The organism is Mycobacterium europaeum, assembly GCF_034555895.2.
Classification (GTDB): domain Bacteria; phylum Actinomycetota; class Actinomycetes; order Mycobacteriales; family Mycobacteriaceae; genus Mycobacterium; species Mycobacterium europaeum.
In genome coordinates this window covers 3422046-3441539 of sequence record NZ_CP157315.1, presented here as the reverse complement: position 1 = coordinate 3441539, position 19494 = coordinate 3422046, and the positions used below count along the sequence as shown (strand labels likewise).

At 69.4% G+C, this 19494-nt stretch carries 18 protein-coding genes; 10 read left to right on the top strand and 8 right to left on the bottom strand.

Going from position 1 to position 19494, the window contains the following annotated elements:
* Positions 1–106 precede the first annotated feature (106 nt).
* Complete coding sequence (locus U8D42_RS15670) at positions 107–1480, top strand: WS/DGAT/MGAT family O-acyltransferase (RefSeq protein ID WP_322859748.1); 1374 nt, start codon at positions 107–109, stop codon at positions 1478–1480.
* Here the strand turns inward: U8D42_RS15670 and U8D42_RS15665 are convergent.
* Positions 1475–2155 carry a PAS and ANTAR domain-containing protein gene (locus U8D42_RS15665; RefSeq protein ID WP_322859749.1) on the bottom strand — a complete coding sequence of 227 codons (681 nt, stop codon included), beginning with the start codon at positions 2153–2155 and terminating at the stop codon, positions 1475–1477. The two genes, U8D42_RS15670 and U8D42_RS15665, sit on opposite strands and share 6 nt — an antisense overlap.
* 88 nt (positions 2156–2243) lie before the next feature.
* Positions 2244–2693 carry an Hsp20/alpha crystallin family protein gene (locus tag U8D42_RS15660; RefSeq protein ID WP_322859750.1) on the bottom strand — a complete coding sequence of 150 codons (450 nt, stop codon included), beginning with the start codon at positions 2691–2693 and terminating at the stop codon, positions 2244–2246.
* Between the two features lie 145 nt (positions 2694–2838).
* Between U8D42_RS15660 and U8D42_RS15655 the strand changes: the two genes are divergently transcribed.
* The 7 genes from U8D42_RS15655 to U8D42_RS15625 all read left to right on the top strand — a co-directional run bounded on the left by U8D42_RS15655 (position 2839) and on the right by U8D42_RS15625 (position 11151).
* A complete protein-coding gene (locus tag U8D42_RS15655) occupies positions 2839–3222 on the top strand; it encodes a MerR family transcriptional regulator (protein ID WP_322859751.1) in 384 nt (127 codons plus the stop codon).
* Positions 3223–3301: 79 nt separating this feature from the next.
* Complete coding sequence (locus U8D42_RS15650; protein ID WP_322859752.1) at positions 3302–3838, top strand: DUF1360 domain-containing protein; 537 nt, start codon at positions 3302–3304, stop codon at positions 3836–3838.
* 440 nt (positions 3839–4278) lie between these two features.
* A complete protein-coding gene (locus U8D42_RS15645; RefSeq protein ID WP_322860150.1) occupies positions 4279–4941 on the top strand; it encodes a GAF and ANTAR domain-containing protein in 663 nt (220 codons plus the stop codon).
* 53 nt (positions 4942–4994) lie between these two features.
* Positions 4995–6176 carry a zinc-dependent alcohol dehydrogenase gene (locus tag U8D42_RS15640; protein ID WP_322859753.1) on the top strand — a complete coding sequence of 394 codons (1182 nt, stop codon included), beginning with the start codon at positions 4995–4997 and terminating at the stop codon, positions 6174–6176.
* Between the two features lie 68 nt (positions 6177–6244).
* The gene (gene glgX / locus U8D42_RS15635) at positions 6245–8395 is read left to right on the top strand and encodes a glycogen debranching protein GlgX (protein WP_322859754.1); all 2151 of its coding nucleotides are present in this window, start codon (positions 6245–6247) and stop codon (positions 8393–8395) included.
* 142 nt (positions 8396–8537) lie between these two features.
* Positions 8538–10292, top strand: coding sequence for a sensor domain-containing diguanylate cyclase (locus U8D42_RS15630; RefSeq protein ID WP_322859755.1), 1755 nt, complete (start codon positions 8538–8540; stop codon positions 10290–10292).
* A 91-nt stretch (positions 10293–10383) separates the two neighbouring features.
* Positions 10384–11151 carry an SDR family oxidoreductase gene (locus tag U8D42_RS15625; protein WP_322860151.1) on the top strand — a complete coding sequence of 256 codons (768 nt, stop codon included), beginning with the start codon at positions 10384–10386 and terminating at the stop codon, positions 11149–11151.
* Positions 11152–11179: 28 nt separating this feature from the next.
* Here U8D42_RS15625 and U8D42_RS15620 read toward each other — a convergent pair whose 3' ends face one another.
* Genes U8D42_RS15620 through U8D42_RS15610 form a run of 3 tightly spaced genes read right to left on the bottom strand, consistent with a single transcriptional unit; the run spans position 11180 to position 14256 of the window.
* Complete coding sequence (locus U8D42_RS15620) at positions 11180–12148, bottom strand: aldo/keto reductase (RefSeq protein ID WP_085243408.1); 969 nt, start codon at positions 12146–12148, stop codon at positions 11180–11182.
* 9 nt (positions 12149–12157) lie between these two features.
* The gene (locus U8D42_RS15615) at positions 12158–13159 is read right to left on the bottom strand and encodes a sensor domain-containing protein (RefSeq protein ID WP_322859756.1); all 1002 of its coding nucleotides are present in this window, start codon (positions 13157–13159) and stop codon (positions 12158–12160) included.
* A gap of 59 nt (positions 13160–13218) precedes the next feature.
* A complete protein-coding gene (locus U8D42_RS15610; RefSeq protein WP_322859757.1) occupies positions 13219–14256 on the bottom strand; it encodes a hypothetical protein in 1038 nt (345 codons plus the stop codon).
* Positions 14257–14394: 138 nt separating this feature from the next.
* Between U8D42_RS15610 and U8D42_RS15605 the strand changes: the two genes are divergently transcribed.
* Positions 14395–14955: a hemerythrin domain-containing protein gene (locus U8D42_RS15605; RefSeq protein WP_322859758.1), complete on the top strand. Its 561-nt coding sequence runs from the start codon at positions 14395–14397 to the stop codon at positions 14953–14955.
* 71 nt (positions 14956–15026) lie between these two features.
* Positions 15027–15689 (top strand): UdgX family uracil-DNA binding protein, encoded by a 663-nt coding sequence (locus U8D42_RS15600; RefSeq protein WP_322859759.1) that lies wholly within the window; start codon positions 15027–15029, stop codon positions 15687–15689.
* A 3-nt stretch (positions 15690–15692) separates the two neighbouring features.
* Here the strand turns inward: U8D42_RS15600 and U8D42_RS15595 are convergent, their stop codons facing one another.
* The 3 genes from U8D42_RS15595 to U8D42_RS15585 form a co-directional block, all read right to left on the bottom strand.
* Complete coding sequence (locus U8D42_RS15595; RefSeq protein WP_322859760.1) at positions 15693–17486, bottom strand: thiamine pyrophosphate-requiring protein; 1794 nt, start codon at positions 17484–17486, stop codon at positions 15693–15695.
* Between the two features lie 312 nt (positions 17487–17798).
* Complete coding sequence (locus tag U8D42_RS15590) at positions 17799–18854, bottom strand: DNA topoisomerase IB (RefSeq protein WP_169716555.1); 1056 nt, start codon at positions 18852–18854, stop codon at positions 17799–17801.
* A 119-nt stretch (positions 18855–18973) separates the two neighbouring features.
* Positions 18974–19369 (bottom strand): heme-binding protein, encoded by a 396-nt coding sequence (locus U8D42_RS15585; RefSeq protein ID WP_085243415.1) that lies wholly within the window; start codon positions 19367–19369, stop codon positions 18974–18976.
* Positions 19370–19494 lie beyond the last annotated feature (125 nt).

Sequence of the window (19494 nt, the reverse complement as noted above, 5' to 3'; positions counted from 1 at the left end):
CCTTACGATATGGCCGGGGGCGCCCCGCCGCAGCCGCCGTTTGGCCTCAGTAGTTGAGGACTTACGACCCTGCCAGCAGGCCATCGCGGCGCGGAAAGTAGCGGCCATGGAGCGATTGACCGCGCTCGATGCCGGTTTCCTCGAGGTCGAGGATTCCGACCCGCACGTCAGCCTGGCGGTGGGCGGGGTGTCGATCGTGGAGGGACCGGCCCCGACGTACGAGGAGTTCGCCGCGTCGTTCGCCAAACGGGTCGAGACCATCCCGCGCTGCCGGCAGGTCCTGCGGACCCACCCGCTCGACCTGCGGCCGCCCGAATGGGTGGACGACCCGCGCTTCGACCTCGCGCGTCACCTGCACCGGGTCGCGCTGCCGCGCCCCGGCGGCGAACGGGAGCTGTTCGACATGATCGCCACGCTGATGGAGCGCCGGCTCGATCGCGAGCGCCCGCTGTGGGAATGCTGGATCATCGAGGGGCTCAGCAAGGGCCGATGGGCGGTGCTGACCAAGATCCACCACTGCATCGCCGACGGCATCGCGACCACCCAGCTGTTGGCGAAGTTCAGCGACGACGGCCACGGGGACACCTTCGCCGCCGACGTCGGCGCTGCGAGAAAGCCCGCGCCCGCGGCCGCCCCGAAGGTGAGCCTCAATCCCTTGAGCTGGGCCGGCGGAATCGGTCGGAGCGCGTTCGGCGCGGTGGCCGCGGCCGAACACGCGGCGATCGGGGTGGCCGAACTGGCGGCCGGCCTGCTGCGCCCCGCCCCGGAATCGTCGCTGCACGGGCCGGTCACCACGATGCGGCGGTACAGTGCCGCACGCGCCCGGTTGGCCGACATGAACAAGGCGGCCCGGGCCTTCGACGTCACGCTGAATGACGTTGCGCTGGCGGCGATCACGCACAGCTATCGGACCGTCTTGTTGGCGCGCGGCGAGCGGCCCGGCCCGGATTCGCTGCGCACCCTCGTTCCCGTCTCGGTGCGCGCGGTCGACCACTTCAATGTCGCGGGTAACCGGGTCTCGGCGATGCTGCCGTTGCTGCCGGTCGACGAGCCGGATCCGGTGCGGCAGCTCAAGCTCGTGCACGACCGGCTCGCCCGTGCCAAGGCGAGCGGCCAGAGCGAGGGTGGCAGCGCGGTGGTGGTAGCGGCCCAACGCAGCCCGTTCGCCCTGTCCGCGTGGGCGATTCGGTTGCTCTCCCGGCTGCCCCAGCGGGCGGTGGTCGCATTGGCCACCAACGTCCCCGGCCCACGCAGCCGTCAGCGACTGATGGGTCGACGGGTGCTGGAGCTGCTGCCGATTCCGCCGATCGCGCTGCAGGTGCGCACCGGCATCGCGATGCTCAGCTACGCCGACACCTTCGTCTTCGGCATCACCGCCGACTACGACACCGCTCCCGACATCGACACGCTCGCCGCCGGCATCGAGAAGGGGATTGCGCATCTGGTCGGGGCGGCCCGTACCCGCCGCAAGTCGTCATGACCCGTCGGTCTGGGCGACGCGTTGATGCGCGGTGAGGATCAGATGGTCGAACGCCGGCCGGTTGTCGAGGGGTAGGCCGGCGTTGCGGAAGTCTTCGGCGATCTGCTCGGCGAGTGGCCGGAGCTTGATATTCGCTTGCTGCGAAAGCCATTTGAGCAGCTCGAAGGCCGCGCTTTCGCCGATGCCGTAGACCAGCATCAGCATGCCCTTGGCTTGTTCGATGCCCGCCCGGTTCTCGCTGATCTCGGCCAGCCTCGCGCTGACCATGTCCTCGTTCGCCTGTCGCGGTGCCGGCGAGACGTCGATGTAGAAGCCCTGGGTTCCGATCACGTCGCCGTCGTCGTCGAAGAGGCGGTCGCTCACCACCACGACTTCGCGCACGTTGCCGGCGGTGTCGATGATGCGATGGCGGGTGCCGAACGCCTGGCGGGTGTTGACGATCTGATCGATGGTGGCCGCGACGTGTCCGCGGTCGTCCGGATGCTTGTGCGAGAGCACCAGTTCGGTGGTGGGGGTGACGCTGCCGGGCTCATACCCGTGCATCCGTTGCACCTGCTCCGACCACTCCCAGCGCTGGTCGGCGAAGTAGAAGCGAAACCAGCCGGCCGGTTGCTCGGCGCCGCCGGCCAATGCCCTTTCGACGTCAGCCGTTTGGCCGTCGAGTTCCCACTTCATCTCGCACCTGGACTCCCTGGGTGCCTTGAGCCGGGCGGGGCGGCGGCCCGTGGGCCCGGAACGGGCCCGGGCCGCCGCCCCGCTCCGCTCAGGCGTTGATGACCTCGTGCCGCTTGGCGTTCTCGTCGATGGCGGTCTGTGAATCGCCGCGCTCGATGTTGATCTTGCGCGGCTTGGCGCGTTCGGCTACCGGAATGCGCAGGCGCAGAACGCCTTCGCGGTAGGACGCCTCGATCTTGTCGGTATCGAGGTTCTCGCCCAGCACCAGTTGCCGGCTGAACACTCCGCGCGGCCGCTCGGTGGCCAGCATCTCGCGGTCGGGGTTCAGGCCGGGCCGCTCGGCGCGCACGGTCACCACATTGCGCTCGATGTCGATGTCCAGCGAGTCGGCGTTGATGCCCGGCAGGTCGAACTCGACGACGAACTCCTCGCCCTGGCGCCAGGCGTCCATCGGCATCACCGCCGGCCGGGCGGCCGTGCCGAACGCCTGCTGGGTAAAGCGGTCGAGCTCACGGAAGGGGTCGCTACGCATCAGCATGGTGGTCACCTCTCACTCCAATCTAGGCTGTGGTGGTCTGGTAGATACCTATGTCCAATGACATAGATTTTGTATAGCACCGTCGACACAGTCGTGCAAGTGTGATAAATAGATTTTCAGCCAGCTAGCTTCGAGGAGACGCGTGATGACCGACCAACGCGGCGATTCCGGCGCCCCGGCGCCCGATCACGGCGTGTACGGCATCTCGGTGGCCGCCGAGCTTTCGGGCATCGCGGTGCAGTCGTTGCGCCTGTACGAACGCCATGGACTGGTCACGCCGGCGCGCAGCGATGGCGGCACGAGGCGCTACAGCGCCGACGACCTGGCCCGGCTCAAGCGCATCAGCGAGCTCGTCGACGCCGGCGTCAACCTGGCCGGGGTCGCCCGCATCCTCGACCTCGAGGACCACAACGCGTCGCTCTCGGCGGCCAACACCGACCTGCGCTCCACCAACCGGACCCTGCGCAAGGCCGCCAGAACCGCGAAGTTCGCCGACGCGGCCAGCGGGTCCGGCGAGCAGGACGCCTGACCGCGGCCCACGGTCGCCCGATTGCGCTCACCGCCAACGGGTATCCAGCCTGCTGTGCCCCTGAGTTGAAGGAGATGCAATGGCAGAGGTGGCGGAGGCCAAGGCCCAGGTGGTCGACGGCGCACGGCGCGAAGCGGACGCATATCGTGGCGAGGCGCCCCGGCCGCTGGGCGGCTACGTGGCGGTGCTGGTGATCTACAGCGCCGTGGTGGCCGCCGCGACCGCGGCCGCGCTGCTCAGCGGGCGCACGCTGCCGAACCGCTGGCGAATCCAGGACCTGGTCACCGTCACCCTGGGCACCCACAAGCTCTCGCGGACGCTGACCAAGGATGCGGTGACGAGCCCGCTGCGCGCACCGTTCACCCGCTACGCGGGCACCGGCGGCCCGGCGGAGGTCCACGAGGAGGTCAGGAACGAGAGCCAGCTGCGGCACAGCCTGGGCGAGCTGCTGACCTGCCCGTTCTGCCTGGACATGTGGGTGGCGACCGGCTTCGCCATCGGCCTGGTGTTCGCGCCGCGGTTCACCCGCCTGGTCGCGGGCGTCTTCACGGTGCTGGCCGGCGCCGACTTCCTGCAGCTGGCCTACGCGATGGCCCAGCAGTCGGCCGAAGGCTGAGCGCCCGGTCTTCGGCATCGGGATGCCCTCGCTTGAAGCCGCTGCCCACGATCACTATGGAAGCCACCAATCCGAGTGCAGGACGGCCGCTGCCGGGGCGCGGGGCCGACGGCGTCGACGGGCGACCCGCCGCGGTGGATGCGAAAAGTGTTTATTGCCAGGGCATTGCGTGTATGCACTGGTGGCACGCGAGCCGAGCGGAGCGCTCGGCCCCGGGAGGTTACGTTTCGCTTATTGGCTTATAGACTTCGCTGGGTGGGGTTGACACACCGAATTCACATTTTCAACGATCGAACTGCGGGGCGTGGCTCTCGAGAATAAGTGTGCCTGAAGCCGAAGTGTGCCTGATGTCCCGCCCAGGGTGGTCGCCCAGGGCGGGAGCTTCGAAAGGGGATGCTGTGCGAAACGGGTGTGCGGTGGTCGTCGCCCAGCTCGCCGAGATGGTGTCGAACCTCGACCGCCGGGAGACCGACACCGTGGCGGGGCTGAACGAACTCATCGGCGACGGCGTTCTGCACGTGGCGGGCTCGCAGTACGCGGGGATCACCCTCGCCGAGCGCAGCAAGTCCGTCACCAACGTGGCCGCCACGCACCAATACCCGATCGTGTTGGACGAGATCCAGAATCAGTACGGTGAGGGGCCGTGCGTGGAGGCGGCCTGGCGGCACCACGTGATGCACGTCGAGGACCTCGGCGCAGAGGGGCGGTGGCCGCGGTATCGGCGGTACGCGCTGGAGCAGACCCCCATCCGATCCATCCTGTCGTACGAGTTGTTCGTCGATAGCGGCAGCATGGCCGCGCTCAACTTCTATGCCGAATCCCCGCACGCGTTCCCCGACGACGCGGTGGAGCTCGGTGCCGTCTACGCCGCGCACATCGCGTTGGCGTGGTCGATCTTGCGCCGCCAGGATCAGTTCCGCAGCGCCCTGGCCTCCCGGGACATGATCGGTCAGGCCAAGGGAATCATCATGGAGCGCTTCAATCTCGACGCCGTCGAGGCGTTCGAATTGCTCACCCGCCTCTCGCAACAGTCCAACACCAGGCTCATCGACATCGCCCGAGGGCTCATCGACAGCGAGCATCCACTCAAGCGCCGTCGCTAACGGCCCCGCGGGCCGGCGTTTCGCGCGTGCCCAGCGGGGTATGTGCCATCCACATGAAAGCTGTCACGTGGCACGGCAAGCGCGACGTGCGGGTGGAGTCGGTGCCCGACCCGAAGATCGAGAAGCCGACCGACGCCGTCATCGAAGTCACATCGACCAACATCTGCGGATCCGACCTGCATCTCTACGAGATTCTCGGGGCCTTCATGAAGCCCGGTGACATCCTGGGGCACGAACCCATGGGTATCGTGCGCGAGGTCGGCGGCGAAACGGGCGACCTGCGCGTCGGCGACCGCGTCGTCATCCCCTTCCAAATCTCTTGCGGCAGTTGCTACATGTGCGACCACCAGCTCTACACCCAGTGTGAGACGACCCAGGTCCGCGAGCAGGGCATGGGCGCGGCCTTGTTCGGCTACTCGGAGCTCTACGGCGAGGTCCCCGGCGGTCAAGCCGAGCTCCTGCGCGTTCCTCAGGCGCAGTTCACCCACATCAAAGTTCCTGTGGGGCCGCCGGATTCGCGATTCGTCTATCTGTCCGACGTGCTGCCGACCGCGTGGCAGGCGGTGGCCTACGCCGACATCCCGGACGGCGGCACGGTGACCGTGCTCGGCCTGGGGCCCATCGGCGACATGGCCGCGCGCATCGCGCAACACCTGGGCTACCGGGTGTTCGCCGTCGACCTGGTGGCCGAACGCCTGGGGCGCGCCGCGCAACGCGGCATCCACACCATCGATTTGGGGCGACTGGATTGCTCGCTGGGCGATGCGATCCGGGAGCTGACCGACGGGCGGGGCTCCGACTCGGTGATCGACGCGGTCGGCATGGAAGCGCACGGTTCCCCCGCGGCCCGGCTGGTCCAGCAGGCCACCGGCATGTTGCCCGACGTCTTCGCCAAGCGGCTCATGCAGACCGCCGGGGTGGACCGGCTCAGCGCGCTGTATTCCGCGATCGACATCGTGCGCCGCGGTGGCACGATATCGCTGATCGGGGTGTACGGCGGGATGGCGGACCCGCTGCCGATGCTCACCCTGTTCGACAAGCAGGTGACGCTGCGGATGGGCCAGGCGAACGTGAAGAGGTGGGTGGACGACATCATGCCGCTGCTCACCGACGACGACCCCCTCGGCGTCGACACCTTCGCCTCCCACGTGCTGCCCCTCGACGCGGCGCCGCACGCCTACGAGATCTTCCAGAAGAAGCAGGACGGTGCGGTTAAGGTCATGTTGAGACCCTGAAAACCGCTGTGCCACAAGGCCGTCCGGTCATCCGTTTGGGGGTGGCGCCGGTAGGGTATTGATGCGCCATGACCTCCGCAGAAACACCCGCCCCCACGCCCACCGGAGAGGTGTGGCCGGGCCGGGCCTACCCGCTGGGCGCGACCTACGACGGCGCGGGCACAAATTTCGCCGTGTTCAGCGAGGTGGCCGAACGCGTGGAGTTGTGCCTGTTCGACGCCGACGGCACCGAGAGCCGGGTCACGCTGCCCGAGGTCGACGGATTCGTCTGGCACGCCTACATTCCCAACATCGAGCCCGGCCAGCGCTACGGCTACCGCGTCCACGGCCCGTACGACCCGCAGAACGGTTTGCGGTGCAACCCGAACAAGCTGCTGGTGGACCCGTACTCGAAGGCCATCGACGGCAGCTTCGAGTGGAACCAGGCCCTGTTCAGCTACAACTTCGGCGACCCGGACAGCCGCAACGACGACGACTCGGCCGCCTTCATGCCCAAATCGGTGGTGATCAACCCCTACTTCGACTGGGGCAACGATCGGCCGCCGGACCACCAGTACGCCGACACGGTCATCTACGAGGCACATGTCAAGGGCCTGACGCAGACCCACCCGGACATCCCCGAGCAGCTGCGCGGCACCTATTCGGCCGTGGCGCACCCGGTGATCATCGACCACCTCAAGAACCTCGGCGTCACCGCCATCGAGCTGATGCCGGTGCACCACTTCGCCAACGACTCCACCCTGGTGGACAAGGGCCTCTCGAATTACTGGGGCTACAACACGATCGGGTTCTTCGCTCCCGACTTCAAGTACTCCAGCGCCACGTCCGCGGGTGGGCAGGTGCAGGAGTTCAAGGCGATGGTGCGCGCGCTGCACGAGGCCGGCATCGAGGTCATCCTGGACGTCGTCTACAACCACACGGCCGAGGGCAACCACATGGGTCCGACGCTGTCGATGCGGGGCATCGACAACGCTGCCTATTACCGGCTGGTCGACGACGACAAGCGCTACTACATGGACTACACCGGCACCGGCAACAGCCTGAACGTCGGGCACCCGCACGCGCTGCAGCTGATCATGGACTCGCTGCGCTACTGGGTTCTCGAGATGCACGTCGACGGCTTCCGGTTCGACCTGGCCGCAACGCTGGCCCGCGAATTCTACGACGTGGACCGCCTGGCGACGTTCTTCGAGCTGGTGCAACAGGATCCGACGATCAGCCAGGTCAAGCTCATCGCCGAACCGTGGGACGTCGGGCCGGGCGGCTACCAGGTCGGCAATTTCCCGCCGCAATGGACCGAATGGAACGGCAAGTACCGCGATGCCGTCCGCGACTTCTGGCGCGGCGAGCCGTCCACGCTCGACGAGTTCGCCTACCGGCTGTCCGGTTCCGCCGACCTCTACGAACACACCGCGCGCCGGCCGGTGGCCTCGATCAACTTCGTCATCGCCCACGACGGCTTCACGCTTCGCGACCTGGTGTCCTACAACGAGAAACACAACGAGGCCAACGGCGAGGACAACAACGACGGCGAGAGCCACAACCGGTCGTGGAACTGCGGCGCCGAGGGGCCGACGGACGACCCGGACGTCAACGCGCTGCGCGCCCGCCAGCAGCGCAACTTCCTGACCACGCTGCTGCTGTCGCAGGGTGTGCCGATGATCTGCCACGGCGACGAGCTGGGCCGCACGCAGCACGGCAACAACAACGGCTACTGCCAGGACAACGAGCTCACCTGGATCGACTGGGCGAACGCCGACAACGGTCTGCTGGAGTTCACCCGGGTGGTGTCGGCGCTGCGCGCCGGCCATCCGGTCTTCCGCAGGCGCCGCTTCTTTTCCGGCAAGCCGCTGGGCCGCCGCGGCCAGGACGGGCTGCCCGACATCGCCTGGTTCACCCCCGAGGGCACCGAGATGACCGAGGAGGACTGGGGCGCGGGGTTCGCGAAGTCCGTCGCGGTATTCCTCAACGGGCACGGCATCCCCGACCGCGACGCGCGGGGCCAGCGGGTGCTCGACGACTCCTTCCTGCTGTGCTTCAACGCTCACTACGAGCCGATTGAATTCACTTTGCCGGCAAAGGAATTCGGCGCCGCATGGCAGCTCGTGGTGTTCACCGGTCCCGACGAGGAGACGCCCGCGGAGGAGGTGCCCGGGGGAGGCACGCTCACCGTGGACGCGCACACCGCCGTGGTGTTGCAGGCCCCCGACGGGGGCTGACCCTCACCCGCGTCGCGGCGCGGCGATCGAGCGCCGTCGGTGACTTTCGCCCACGGATTGGTTACCTTGTGCCCTCGGCCATCGGTCGCCCGTTCGCGCACACTGTCGGTTGCGCCGCCACAGGGGAGAAAAGGGGCAGCCGATGGGAAGTACGAGCCCCGACTCGTGCCTGAACGACGTGGCCTGGTGCAGGCGGATCGCCTTGCTGGTGGTGTTCGCCCTCGCCGCCACCACATGGGTGGGCTGGGCGGCCGGTATCGACTGGCTGACCCGCATCGATCCAACCTGGCCGCAGATGATGCCGTGGACGGCGTTGTGGCTGCTGGGGCTGGCTGCGGCGATCCTGCTCCAGTCGGGTCACCCCTCGCGTGGGCGGGTGTGGGCCGGGCGGGGCTTGGCCCTGACGGTAGCCGCCCTCGCGGCCATCACCACCGTGGAGTACGTGGCCGGCGGGTCGTCGACCGCCCTGGACCTGGTCTGGTTCTCCGACGCGGTGCGCACGTCGCAACAGACGTGGCCGGGGCGTCCCAGCGCACAGACGACGTCGTCGGTCCTGCCCCTGGCGGTGGCCGCGGCGCTGATCCGCGTGGATCGGGGCACCCGCGTGGTCTGGCCCGCATGCATGCTGGCCGGCGGGGCCATCCCGTTCGTCACGGTCGGGGCCTACCTGTTCGGCGCTTTGGCGCTGGTGGGCTTCTCGCCCACGACCGGCCAGGCGCTCATGACGGCCGTCGCTCTGTTGCTGCTGGCCGCCGCGACGACGCTGGCACGCCCCGATCGGTCGCCGGTCGCCTGGCTGCTCGCCCGGCCCGACAAGAAGTCGCTGCTGCGGTTGGCGGTCCTGCTCGCCGCCCTTCCGGTCGTCGTCGCGCTGTCGCGGCCCTTCTTCTTGCGGCTTCGTCTGGGCGAGCACGCGGACTGGACCTTTTCGATACTGCTGGGCACCGCCGTCGTCGGGGCGATCACCTTCTACTTCATCCAGCGCGAGCAGAAATTGTTGATCGAGAAGGAGCTGGTCAGCAACGAACGCGCCGACGCCGAGATGCGCTATCGCATCCTCGCGGACAACGCGGTCGACATCGTCGTGCACCTGCGCGACGGCGAGGTCGCGTGGGTCTCGCCGTCCGTGCAGGCCGTGTTGGGCCGGCCACCCCAGGACTGGACCCGCTCGGACCTGTATCGCCACATCCACCCGCACGACCTCGACACGGTCATCGCCGCGCTGGGTAAGGTCGCCGCCGGCGAATCGGTCCTGCAACGGTTCCGGATCCGCTCCGCCGGCGGCGATTACCACTGGTTCGAGGGCCACGGAAAACCGTACGTCGACGCCGACGGCAGGACCGACGGACTGATCGCGGCGCTGCGCATCGTCGACGATCAGGTCGAGGCCGAGCAGCGACTCGAACGGTTGGCCCGGTTCGACACGCTGACCGGCCTGGTGAACCGGGCCGAGGCGATCGACCGGCTCGCCTCCGCGCTCGAGGAGCCGCAGCCGGTGGGAACGTATGTCGGGGTCTTGTTCTGCGACGTCGACCGTTTCAAGGAAATCAACGACACGTGGGGACACGGCATCGGCGACTTCGTGCTCGCAACGCTGGCCGCACGGGTCCGGGGCAGCGTGCGCCGGGGGGACACCGTCGGCCGGACCGGGGGCGACGAAATGCTCGTCCTGTTGCCCGGCGTTCGCAGCATCGACGAGCTCACCCAGATCGCCGAGAAGATTCGCTGCCGCGCCGCCGAACCCATCCACGTCACGGGCAGGACGTTCTCCGCGACGCTGAGCATCGGCGCCACCCTCGCCCTTCCGGGTGACTCCGTCGACACGGTCACGGCCCGGGCGGATGCGGCCATGTACCAGGCCAAGTTCGGGGAGCGCAACACCGTCGTCGCGAGTTGAGCAGCCCAACCCTCACCACCTGACGGGCGATATCCGGTAGGTTCTTGCCGACGGCAGCTCGTTACAAGAGAGGGCAAATATGTCAAGGACAGTGGTGGTGGGCGCCTCGAGTGGACTCGGTCGCTGCATCGGCGTCGGTCTCGCCCAGCGCGGCGACCAGGTCGCCCTGTTGGCAAGGCGCCGCGAACGCATCGAGGCGGCGGCCAAGGACGCCGGCCCGGGCGCGATCGCCATCGAATGCGACGTCACCGACGAGGCGTCGTGCCGGGCGGCGATCGTCGCCGCCGCCGACGCCCTGGGCGGTATCGACAACATCGTCTACACCCCCGCCGTCGGGCCACTGGTTCGCATGGTCGACACCGACGCCGCCACCTGGCGGCGCATCTTCGACACCAACGTCGTCGGCGCGGCGCTGGTGACCGCCGCCGCGGTGCCGCACCTGACGGTCTCCGCGGGCAAGGCGGTCTACCTGTCCTCCGACGCCGGCACGTTCGGGCCGCCGTGGCCGGGCCTGGGCGCGTACGGCGTCAGCAAGGCGGCCCTCGAGCGGATGGTCGACGCCTGGCGCGCCGAACACCCCGACATCGGCTTCACCACCCTCATCGTCGGCGAATGCCCGGGCGGCGAGGGGGACGCGGCGACGGGAATGAACATCGGCTGGGACATGGACCTCGCGATGAAGGCCGTGCCGCTGTGGGCCTCCCGTGGCTGCATGCCCGGCAAGCTGATGCCGGTCGAGGACCTCATCGACGTGGTGCACACCATCCTGCGGACCAACGCCGCGACGTCGATGCCGGTGGTGGTGGCCAGGGGCGCGCCCGCCAGCCCCGCGGCGTTCGCGGATTCCGCGCAGTCCTGAGGAATGCTGCGGGTCGCCGCCGTAGGGCCTAGCGCCCCAGCTTCTCGCGGACCAGGTCGGTCAGGAACCGCCCGGCCGACACCGGGCGGAAGGCGCGGGCCGCGCCGGTGAGCGCCTCGCGGGCGTCCGGCGGCAGTTCGATGTCGGCGGCGGCGACGTTGAATTCGAGCTGCTCGACGCTGGACGCGCCGGGGATGGCGACCACCCCCGGATAACTGATCAGCCATGCCAGCGCCACCTGGGCCGGTTTGGCGCCGACGGTGGTCGCCACGTCGCGCAGCGTCTGCAGCAGCGGCTCGACGCGGCGCAGGTTCTCCGTGCCGAACAACGAGTTCAGCGCCCGGACCCCACCGGGGCGGTTGTCCAGGCCGTACTTGCCGCCCAGCAGCCCCTGCTCGAGCGGGCTGTAGGCGATCACGATGCGGTTCTCCCGCTCGGCGAAGGGCACCAGGTCTTCCAGCGGCCCGGCGTGGGCCAGGGAGAAGTGGACCTGATTGCTGACGACCGGCCGGCCGAGCGCCGCGTCGGCCTTGCGCCAGCGCTGCAGGGAGTAGTTGGAGACGCCGACCGCGCCGATCTTGCCGCTGTCGAGCAGATCGCGCATGCCCGGCATGATCACCGTGTCGGGCACCAGCGGATTGGACTGGTGAATCTGGTAGAGCGGGATGCGGTCCAGGCCCAGCCGCCGCGCGCTGGCGCCCTCGCGCTGCTTGACCACCGCGGGGAACGGCGCGACCGGCATGATCTTGCTGGCCACCGCGACGTCGGCGCGCTGGTCGCCCAGCGCCGCACCGAGGATCCGCTCGCTCTTGCCCAGCCCGTACACCTCGGCGGTGTCGAACAGCGTCACCCCCAGCGCCAGGGCGCGGCGCACGATGTCACGCGCGGCGCCCGAGGCGTAGCCCTCGCCGTAGCCCCATTCCCGGGACCCGAACTGCCAGGTGCCCAGGCCGATCCGGCTGACCCGTCCCACTCCCTCGACGTCGAGATACTTCATGCGCCCACCCTAGCCAGGGATCTTGCCCAGCACGTAGCCGGCGATGCCCACCGCGGCCAGCCGCGGCTGGCCGGGGTCGGTGGTGCCGCTGCAGGAGACCTCCAGGTCGACGATGACGTTGGCCTTGGCCGCGATCGCCCGGGCCGACCGGATCTGCAGACCCCGGGGCGTCAAATCCAGCGTGGTGATGCCGTTGCCGGCATCGGCCGGCGCGCCCACCTCGAAGGGCAGCGCTTCCCCGCGCGGTGGTGTCAGCGTCACGGTCAGCCCACCGCATCGACGCCATCCCGACAGCAGCGCCGCCAACTCTGACTGGGCCGCCGCCGGGTCGCGGAAGGCCACGACCGCCTGGATGACCTGCGTCGACTTGAGGAAGCTGTGTGTGTCGCGGTACTCCGCCGCGTGGTATCCGGCCACGTCGCCGGTGTAGGCGTCCGGAGTGCCGGGGGCGACGCTGCCCCAGCATTCCGGCCGGTCGATGGCTCCCGCCGCGCCCGGGCGGCCCGGGTTGTCCCACGTCTGGCCGGCCTCGAGGTTCTGGTCGGCCGTGATGTTCTTCAGGGCGTCGGCGCCGGGCAGCAGCGCGGCCAGCGCGTCCGGCGCGACCGGGCCCGGGCCCGCCGGGGTCGCCGGGCCCGCGGAGGTGGTGGCCGGCGCGGCGGTCTGCGGCGGCGGCGCGCCGCCCAGGGTGGCCCACGCGACCAGGGCGACGACACCGACGGCGATGAACGCATACGACAGCGCCAGCCCCGCCCGGGCGCGGTCCCGGCCGAGCTCGCCGGTGCGGCGGATCTGCGCCAGCCCTGCATGTCCCAGGATGGCCCCGACCGGCGCGAACACGAACGCGAACACCAGCGACAGCGTCGCCAGCACGTTGACCGGCGGTCGGTACGGCGGCGCGGGCGGGGGCGTCAGGGGCGGCGGCTCCAGCGGGGGCGGGGCCGGAGGCACCCGGCCCAGCGGGTCGTAGGTGTACGGGTTCTGCCAATACCGGTCCTGCGGGTCGGTCACGCCAGCGCCTCCTTACCGGCCAAACCTGCCCGCAATGTAGCCGACGAAGCGACCGAGCGTCACAGGCGCGGTTTGGCCACGCTGACCACGTAGGGCCGGCCGGCCAACGTCAGGTACACCCGGTGCGGCCCGATCGCCATGCCGGACAGCGCCGCCGACTGCGCCGTCGGTGGCAGCCCCGCCCGGTAGCCGATGACGCGGATGACGGGGATCGTCCGGGTCGGGAAGGCGGTGAAACTGGCCGTCTCGAGCACCACCACCTCGTGGTCGGTGGCGGCGTAGATCCGGGTGTCGTCGGTGCCCAGTTCGCGGATCGGGGACGGCAGCCGGGTGCTCGCGAGCACCGTCAGGCCCTCACCGCCCCGGCGCGCGTCCACGGCGTACAGCGTGGCGTCGTCACGCCCGGCCACGTAGCTGCGCGTCACGGCCGCGCCGTCGCCCGCCGAGACGGCCACGTTCATGCGCAGCGACCCGCGCTCCGCGGCGGGCGACGACGGCCCTTGGTAATGGCGGATTCCCGACGGCGCGTAGGCGTGGTACTCGATCTCGCGGCCGCGGTTTGCGCCGTCGATGCTGTCCGCGGGATCACCGGTGATTCGGGCGGTGGGCAGCTTCCGCAAGCCGTACTGGTCCACCGGCGTCACCGACGTCCCGTCCGACGACAGCGCCAGCAGCGTCCGCAATCCGGCGTCCTCGGACAGGTAAGCCGGGGCGGGTCCGGCATCGAAATCGCCGACCTGGCGCAGGCTTTCGAGGTCGACCTCGGCCACCCGGCCCCGCTCGGGCTGCGGCACGAACACGACACGATCGTTCTTCTGGCTGATCTGGAGATTGCGTCCGGCCGCCATCGGCGCCGAGAACCGGGTGTGCGCGTCGCCCGGGCGGTCACCGGCGGTCACCTCGGCAACCCGGCTATCGTCGGTGAGCCCGACGAGGGCGTGCGCGTGATACGACCACACCGGCGCGCGCAGGGGCGTCGCGACCGACCACAGCACGACGTCGGGGGCGCTTTCCAACGACGCGCCGGGCGCGGCACAGCCCGCCGTGACGACGAGCGCGCCCAGCATCGCCGCCCGGGTGCGGACACGGCCGGCCATGAGCGACCTCCCTCTCGCGACTTGGTGAGGAACTACCCACTGGTGGGCGCCCGTACCCGTTTGGTGCCGGATTTCGTCGGGTAGCCGAAAGGGAGCGCGCAACAGCCCGCGCGCCGAATCAGAGTTGGGAAGGACACCATGGCTCAGAGTGCCATCAAGTCGCCCACCGATGTGGTCGACTTTCTCGTCAGTCAACACCAGCAGATCAAGACGTTGTTCGCCACGACGCTGGCGGCTTCGGGGAAAGAACGTGAGAAGGCGTTCGTCGAACTCCGCCGATTGCTGGCCGTCCACGAGACGGCCGAAGAGGAGATCGTGCACCCGCGCGCCAAGCGGAAGCTGTCCGGCGGCGCCGCGGTGGTCGACGAGCGGCTCCACGAAGAGCACGAGGCCAAGACCGTCTTGCAGAAGCTGGAGAAGCTCGACGTCGACAGCGCGGAGTTCACCAGCATGCTGACGCAGCTGCGTGACGCGGTCGTCGAGCACGCCGAGCACGAGGAGCACGACGAGTTCTCCAAGCTCGGCCAGGAACTGAGCGACGACGAGCTCGAACGGATGGGCCGCGCGGCCAAGCTCGCCGAGGCGATCGCGCCGACCCGGCCGCACGCCGGTGTGGAGTCGCAGGCGGCCAACCTCGCCGCGGGACCGTTCGCGGCGATGCTGGACCGCGCCCGCGACGCCATCGTCGGCAAGGGCTAGCACCACACTTACGGGGTGTCCCCACTCGAGGGGGAGTGGGGACACCCCGGCCCGCGCTGAGGGGAAACGCCATGACCGCCGCTGAGGCGCCCGGCGCCGCCCGGTATCTGCCCGCCGAACACGGGCTGGACGCGCTGCGGGCGGCGGCGCAATGTTGCCGCGGCTGCCCGCTTTTCGCCGATGCCACCCAAACGGTGTTCGGCCGCGGACGTCCCGGCGCGCCGATCATGCTGGTGGGCGAGCAGCCGGGCGACCAGGAGGATCGCGCGGGCGAGCCGTTCGTGGGGCCCGCGGGGCGGCTGCTTGCCCGGGCCCTCGAAGACGCCGGCGTCGATCCGGCGTCGACGTATGAGACCAACGCGGTCAAGCACTTCAAGTTCAGCCGCAAGAGCGGCAAGCGACGGATCCACCAGAAGCCGGGCCGCACCGAGGTGGTCGCCTGCCGGCCCTGGCTCATCGCCGAGATCGAGGCGGTGCGGCCGCAGGTCATCGTGTGCCTCGGCGCGACGGCCGCGCAATCCCTTCTGGGAGCGGCCTTTCGGGTATCCACCCAGCGGGGTCAAGAAGTGCGGCTGCCTCCATCCGTCGTCGACCTGGAGCCCGAGCCGGTCGTGGTGGCGACGGTGCATCCGTCGGCCGTGTTGCGCGATCGCAGCGAGCGGCGCAACGAGTCCTACCGGCTCTTCGTCGACGATTTGCGCAGCGCGCGTTCAGGAGTCGTGGCCGGCCGCTGACACTCATCCCTTCTTGTGCGGCATGAACTCCTGCGCCTTGGTCTTGAGGCCGACCTTGATGAAGCCCACCCGGTCCTCGTCGCCGGAGAGCACCGCGGTGGCCGACGACTTGAACTGTTCCCAGGTGGCGTGCGGCGGGATCGGCGGCATGTCGGGATCGGTGAACACGTCGAGCACGGTGGGGCGGTCGGCCGACAAGGCGCGGCGCCACGCGCCCCCGAGTTCATTCGGGTCCTTGATGGCCATCGCGTTCAGGCCCAGGCTCGCGGCGAACGCGGCGAAGTCGACGTCGGGAAGTGCTTGGGACTCATGGAATTTCGGTGCGCCCGCCATGGCCCGCATCTCCCACGTGACCTGGTTGAGGTCGTTGTTGTGCAGGATCGCGACGATCAGCCGGGGGTCCTCCCACTCCTGCCAGTAGCGCTTGATCGTGATGAGCTCGGCCATGCCGTTCATCTGCATCGCGCCGTCGCCGACGAACGCGATGACGGGCCGGCGCGGCTGGCCGAACTTGGCGCCGATCGCGTACGGCACACCGGGTCCCATCGTGGCCAGCGTGCCAGACAGCGAGCCCCGCATGTTGCCGCGGAAACGCAGGTTGCGGGCATACCAGTTGGCCGCCGACCCGGAGTCGGCCGTCACGATGGCGTCGTCGGGCAGCATCGGGGACAGCTCGGAGTACAGCCGCATCGGGTTGATCGGGTCGGTGCTGACGTTCGCTTCCTTGTCCATCGTCTCCCACCAGCGCGCCACGTTCTTCTCGATGGTCTCCCGCCACGACCGGTCCTCCTTGCGGCGCAGGTGCGGAATCAGCGCCCGCAGCGCGGTTTTCGCGTCGGCCACCAGGTTGACCTCGTAGGGGTAGCGCATCCCGATGAGTCGGCCGTCGACATCGATCTGCACCGCGCGGGCCTGCCCGAAATCGGGCAGGAACTGCGTGTAGGGGAAGCTGGACCCGACCGTGAGCAGCGTGTCGCAGTCCCGCATCAGCTCGTAGCTCGGCCGCGTCCCCAACAGGCCGATAGAGCCGGTGACCCAGGGCAATTCGTCGGAGAGCACGTCCTTGCCCAGCAGCGCCTTGGCCGAGCCGGCGCCCAACAGGTCGGCCACCTGGCTCAGCTCCTCGTGCGCCCCGCGGGCGCCCGTGCCCACCAGCATGGCGACCTTCTTACCTGCGTTGAGCACCTCGGCCGCGCGCGCGATGGCCGCGTCGTCGGGGGAGATCTCCGGGTACTCGATGCCCAGGCTGGAGGGCACCATCTTGAACGCGTGCTCGGGCGGCGAGTACGGCAACTCCTGCACGTCGCTGGGGATGATCAGGGCCGTCGGTGCCCGCTGGGTCATCGCGATCCGGATCGCGCGGTCGAGCACGTTGGGCAGTTGTTCGGGGACGGTGACCATCTGGACGTAGTCGCTGGCGACGTCCTTGAACAGGGCCAGCAGGTCGATCTCCTGCTGGTAGTTGCCGCCCATCGCGGTGCGGTTGGTCTGCCCGACGATGGCGACCACCGGGACGTGGTCGAGTTTGGCGTCGTAGAGTCCGTTGAGCAGGTGGACGGCCCCGGGCCCCGACGTGGCCGCGCAGACCCCGACCCGGCCGGTGAACTTCGCGTAGCCGACCGCCTCGAATGCGCTCATCTCCTCATGGCGCGACTGGATGAATTTCGGCTTGTTGTCCGCGCGGCCCCACGCGGCGAGTAGCCCGTTGATGCCGTCGCCGGGGTAGCCGAACACGTGCTCGACGCCCCACGCCCGCAATCGATCCAGCAGATAGTCGGAGACCTCTTGCTTGGCCATTGATGTCCCTCCTCGACAGACGGTTCGATGATGTCGCTGCGTACGCCGGCCGACGCGGGAGCCACGGCGACGCGCGTGGTTTGCTGCGAGGGCCCGCGGCCGTCTGTTTCGACCGCAGTCTGGCGCGAATGGGCGGCTAGCGCGCATCCCACACGTCGGGGCATACCCCGGATCGCCGCCGTTATTCGTCGGTTTTACATCCAAGCCAACGGCGCTTCGGGTGCCGGTCGAGGGTGCGGGCTGCGGACGCGAGGAGGCAGGGGTGAGAGGCGGTTTGCCGGAGCGGTTTCGCCGGGACCTACCCGGCTTGGGTCACGCGGTCCTGGCCAGCTCGGATGACCCGGACGCGCTGTGGCCCTTGGCCACCCGCCGGATCAGCATGCGGGTGGCCTTGTCCAGGATCTCCTGGGCCGCGTCGGGGTCACGGGCGCGTTCGGCGCGCCGCGTGGCCGCGGCGACGGTCAGCCCCTGCTCGTAGCCGGTCACGACGCGCGGGTCGACGTAGGAGCCGCGGGCCACCGCCGGGGTGTTGCCCAGCTCCTCGGCGACCTCCTTCATGACGGCGGATTCCACGCGTTTGGCCACCCGCCGGGAAACGGCCGGGTCGGCGTCGGCGAAAGCGGTGGCCGCCAACACCGTGCCGTGCCAGGTCCGCAGGTCCTTGACCGTGTACTCGTCGCCGACGAGCTCCTTGAATCGGGCGTTGAGGTCGTCGGACCGCACCTCGACCCAGCCGGACGCGGTGCGGCACACCAGCAGTCGTTCGCTGCGCTCGGGCCGGCGCGTCAGCGCGCGCACCGCGCGGACCACTTCGGGGTCCTCGATCTCCACGGTGCGGCGCACGCCGCTCTTGGCGGGGAAGTCGAACTCGACCGCGCCGCGCCGGACCACCACGTGCTCGCACAGCAGGGTCGCGAGGCCGTACGACTCGTGCTCCTCGGCGTACTGCTCCCCGCCGGCGCGGAAGTAGCCGCGGTCCAGCAGGCGCAGGGCCAGCGCCAACACCCGCTTGCGGGTTAACCCGTTGCGCGCCAGGTCTTTCGCGATGGCGGCGCGCCACTGGGGCAACCGGGTGGACAGCTCCAGGACGCGGTCGAACTTCTCCTCGGCGCGTTCCTGTTGCCACGCGGTGTGGTAGAGGTACTGGCGGCGGCCGGCGGCATCCACGCCGACGGCCTGGATGTGGCCGTTGGGATGCGGTGAGATCCACACCTTTTTCCAGGCCGGCGGAATCACCAGATCCTTGATGCGCTGCAGGGTTTGCGGGTCGGACAGCAGGTCGCCGCCGGGCCCGTAATACGCGAAGCCTTTCCCGCGACGCTTGCGCGTGATGCCCGGCTTGCTGAGAACGCTGCGACGCAGCCGCATCATTTCCCTCCAGTGACGTTCGCTGACCGGACAATTACCCGTCGCGATGGCCGTTCACACGTTGCAAGGAAACGACCCGCCACAGCGTCGTGGCGGGTCGTTCGGCCTATCGCGCGCTATCAGCCGGCCATGAACTCCTGGTAGGCCGACTCCAGGGTCGGCGGCAGGGCCTGGACGTTGCACTGCCGTTCGGTGTCGCCGATCGGCGCCAGGATGCCGCGCAGGTCGTAGTACTCCTGCGGATGCGCCGTGAAGTAGCTCCGCAGGTTGGCCGCGGCCTCCGGGCGCGGCTGGCCGTAGGCGGCCGTGACCACCTGGTTGGCGCCCGGGTGTGCCGACAGGTACTGCTCGGCCGAGCCCTGCACGGACGAGACGGTGGCGTGCACCCCGCCCGGGCTGCAGTCGGGCGCGGCGGCCGCGGAGGGCGCGACGACGCCCATGGTGATTCCCCCGAGCAAGCAACCGGCACTGATGCCGGCCAGTCGCCGGCGCGCGACAATACTGCTGATTTTCATGGTTCAGTGTGTCCTTACAGAAATTGCAATCGATTCTCGACAGAGGCTCCCGATCCTCGAAAACCAAAGTAGCGGAAGTCGAAATGGGTCGAGTTCGCTCGCGCCGGGCGGGGGAGCGGAAATCC

Coding starts and splice junctions, on each gene's coding strand:
- U8D42_RS15600 (WP_322859759.1), top strand. CDS start 15,027: ATGACCGCCGCTGAGGCGCCCGGCGCCGCCCGGTATCTGCCCGCCGAA.
- glgX (WP_322859754.1), top strand. CDS start 6,245: ATGACCTCCGCAGAAACACCCGCCCCCACGCCCACCGGAGAGGTGTGG.
- U8D42_RS15665 (WP_322859749.1), bottom strand. CDS start 2,155: ATGAAGTGGGAACTCGACGGCCAAACGGCTGACGTCGAAAGGGCATTG.
- U8D42_RS15645 (WP_322860150.1), top strand. CDS start 4,279: ATGGTGTCGAACCTCGACCGCCGGGAGACCGACACCGTGGCGGGGCTG.
- U8D42_RS15620 (WP_085243408.1), bottom strand. CDS start 12,148: ATGAAGTATCTCGACGTCGAGGGAGTGGGACGGGTCAGCCGGATCGGC.
- U8D42_RS15650 (WP_322859752.1), top strand. CDS start 3,302: ATGGCAGAGGTGGCGGAGGCCAAGGCCCAGGTGGTCGACGGCGCACGG.
- U8D42_RS15585 (WP_085243415.1), bottom strand. CDS start 19,369: ATGAAAATCAGCAGTATTGTCGCGCGCCGGCGACTGGCCGGCATCAGT.
- U8D42_RS15670 (WP_322859748.1), top strand. CDS start 107: ATGGAGCGATTGACCGCGCTCGATGCCGGTTTCCTCGAGGTCGAGGAT.
- U8D42_RS15605 (WP_322859758.1), top strand. CDS start 14,395: ATGGCTCAGAGTGCCATCAAGTCGCCCACCGATGTGGTCGACTTTCTC.
- U8D42_RS15660 (WP_322859750.1), bottom strand. CDS start 2,693: ATGCTGATGCGTAGCGACCCCTTCCGTGAGCTCGACCGCTTTACCCAG.
- U8D42_RS15595 (WP_322859760.1), bottom strand. CDS start 17,486: ATGGCCAAGCAAGAGGTCTCCGACTATCTGCTGGATCGATTGCGGGCG.
- U8D42_RS15655 (WP_322859751.1), top strand. CDS start 2,839: ATGACCGACCAACGCGGCGATTCCGGCGCCCCGGCGCCCGATCACGGC.
- U8D42_RS15610 (WP_322859757.1), bottom strand. CDS start 14,256: ATGGCCGGCCGTGTCCGCACCCGGGCGGCGATGCTGGGCGCGCTCGTC.
- U8D42_RS15590 (WP_169716555.1), bottom strand. CDS start 18,854: ATGCGGCTGCGTCGCAGCGTTCTCAGCAAGCCGGGCATCACGCGCAAG.
- U8D42_RS15640 (WP_322859753.1), top strand. CDS start 4,995: ATGAAAGCTGTCACGTGGCACGGCAAGCGCGACGTGCGGGTGGAGTCG.
- U8D42_RS15630 (WP_322859755.1), top strand. CDS start 8,538: ATGGGAAGTACGAGCCCCGACTCGTGCCTGAACGACGTGGCCTGGTGC.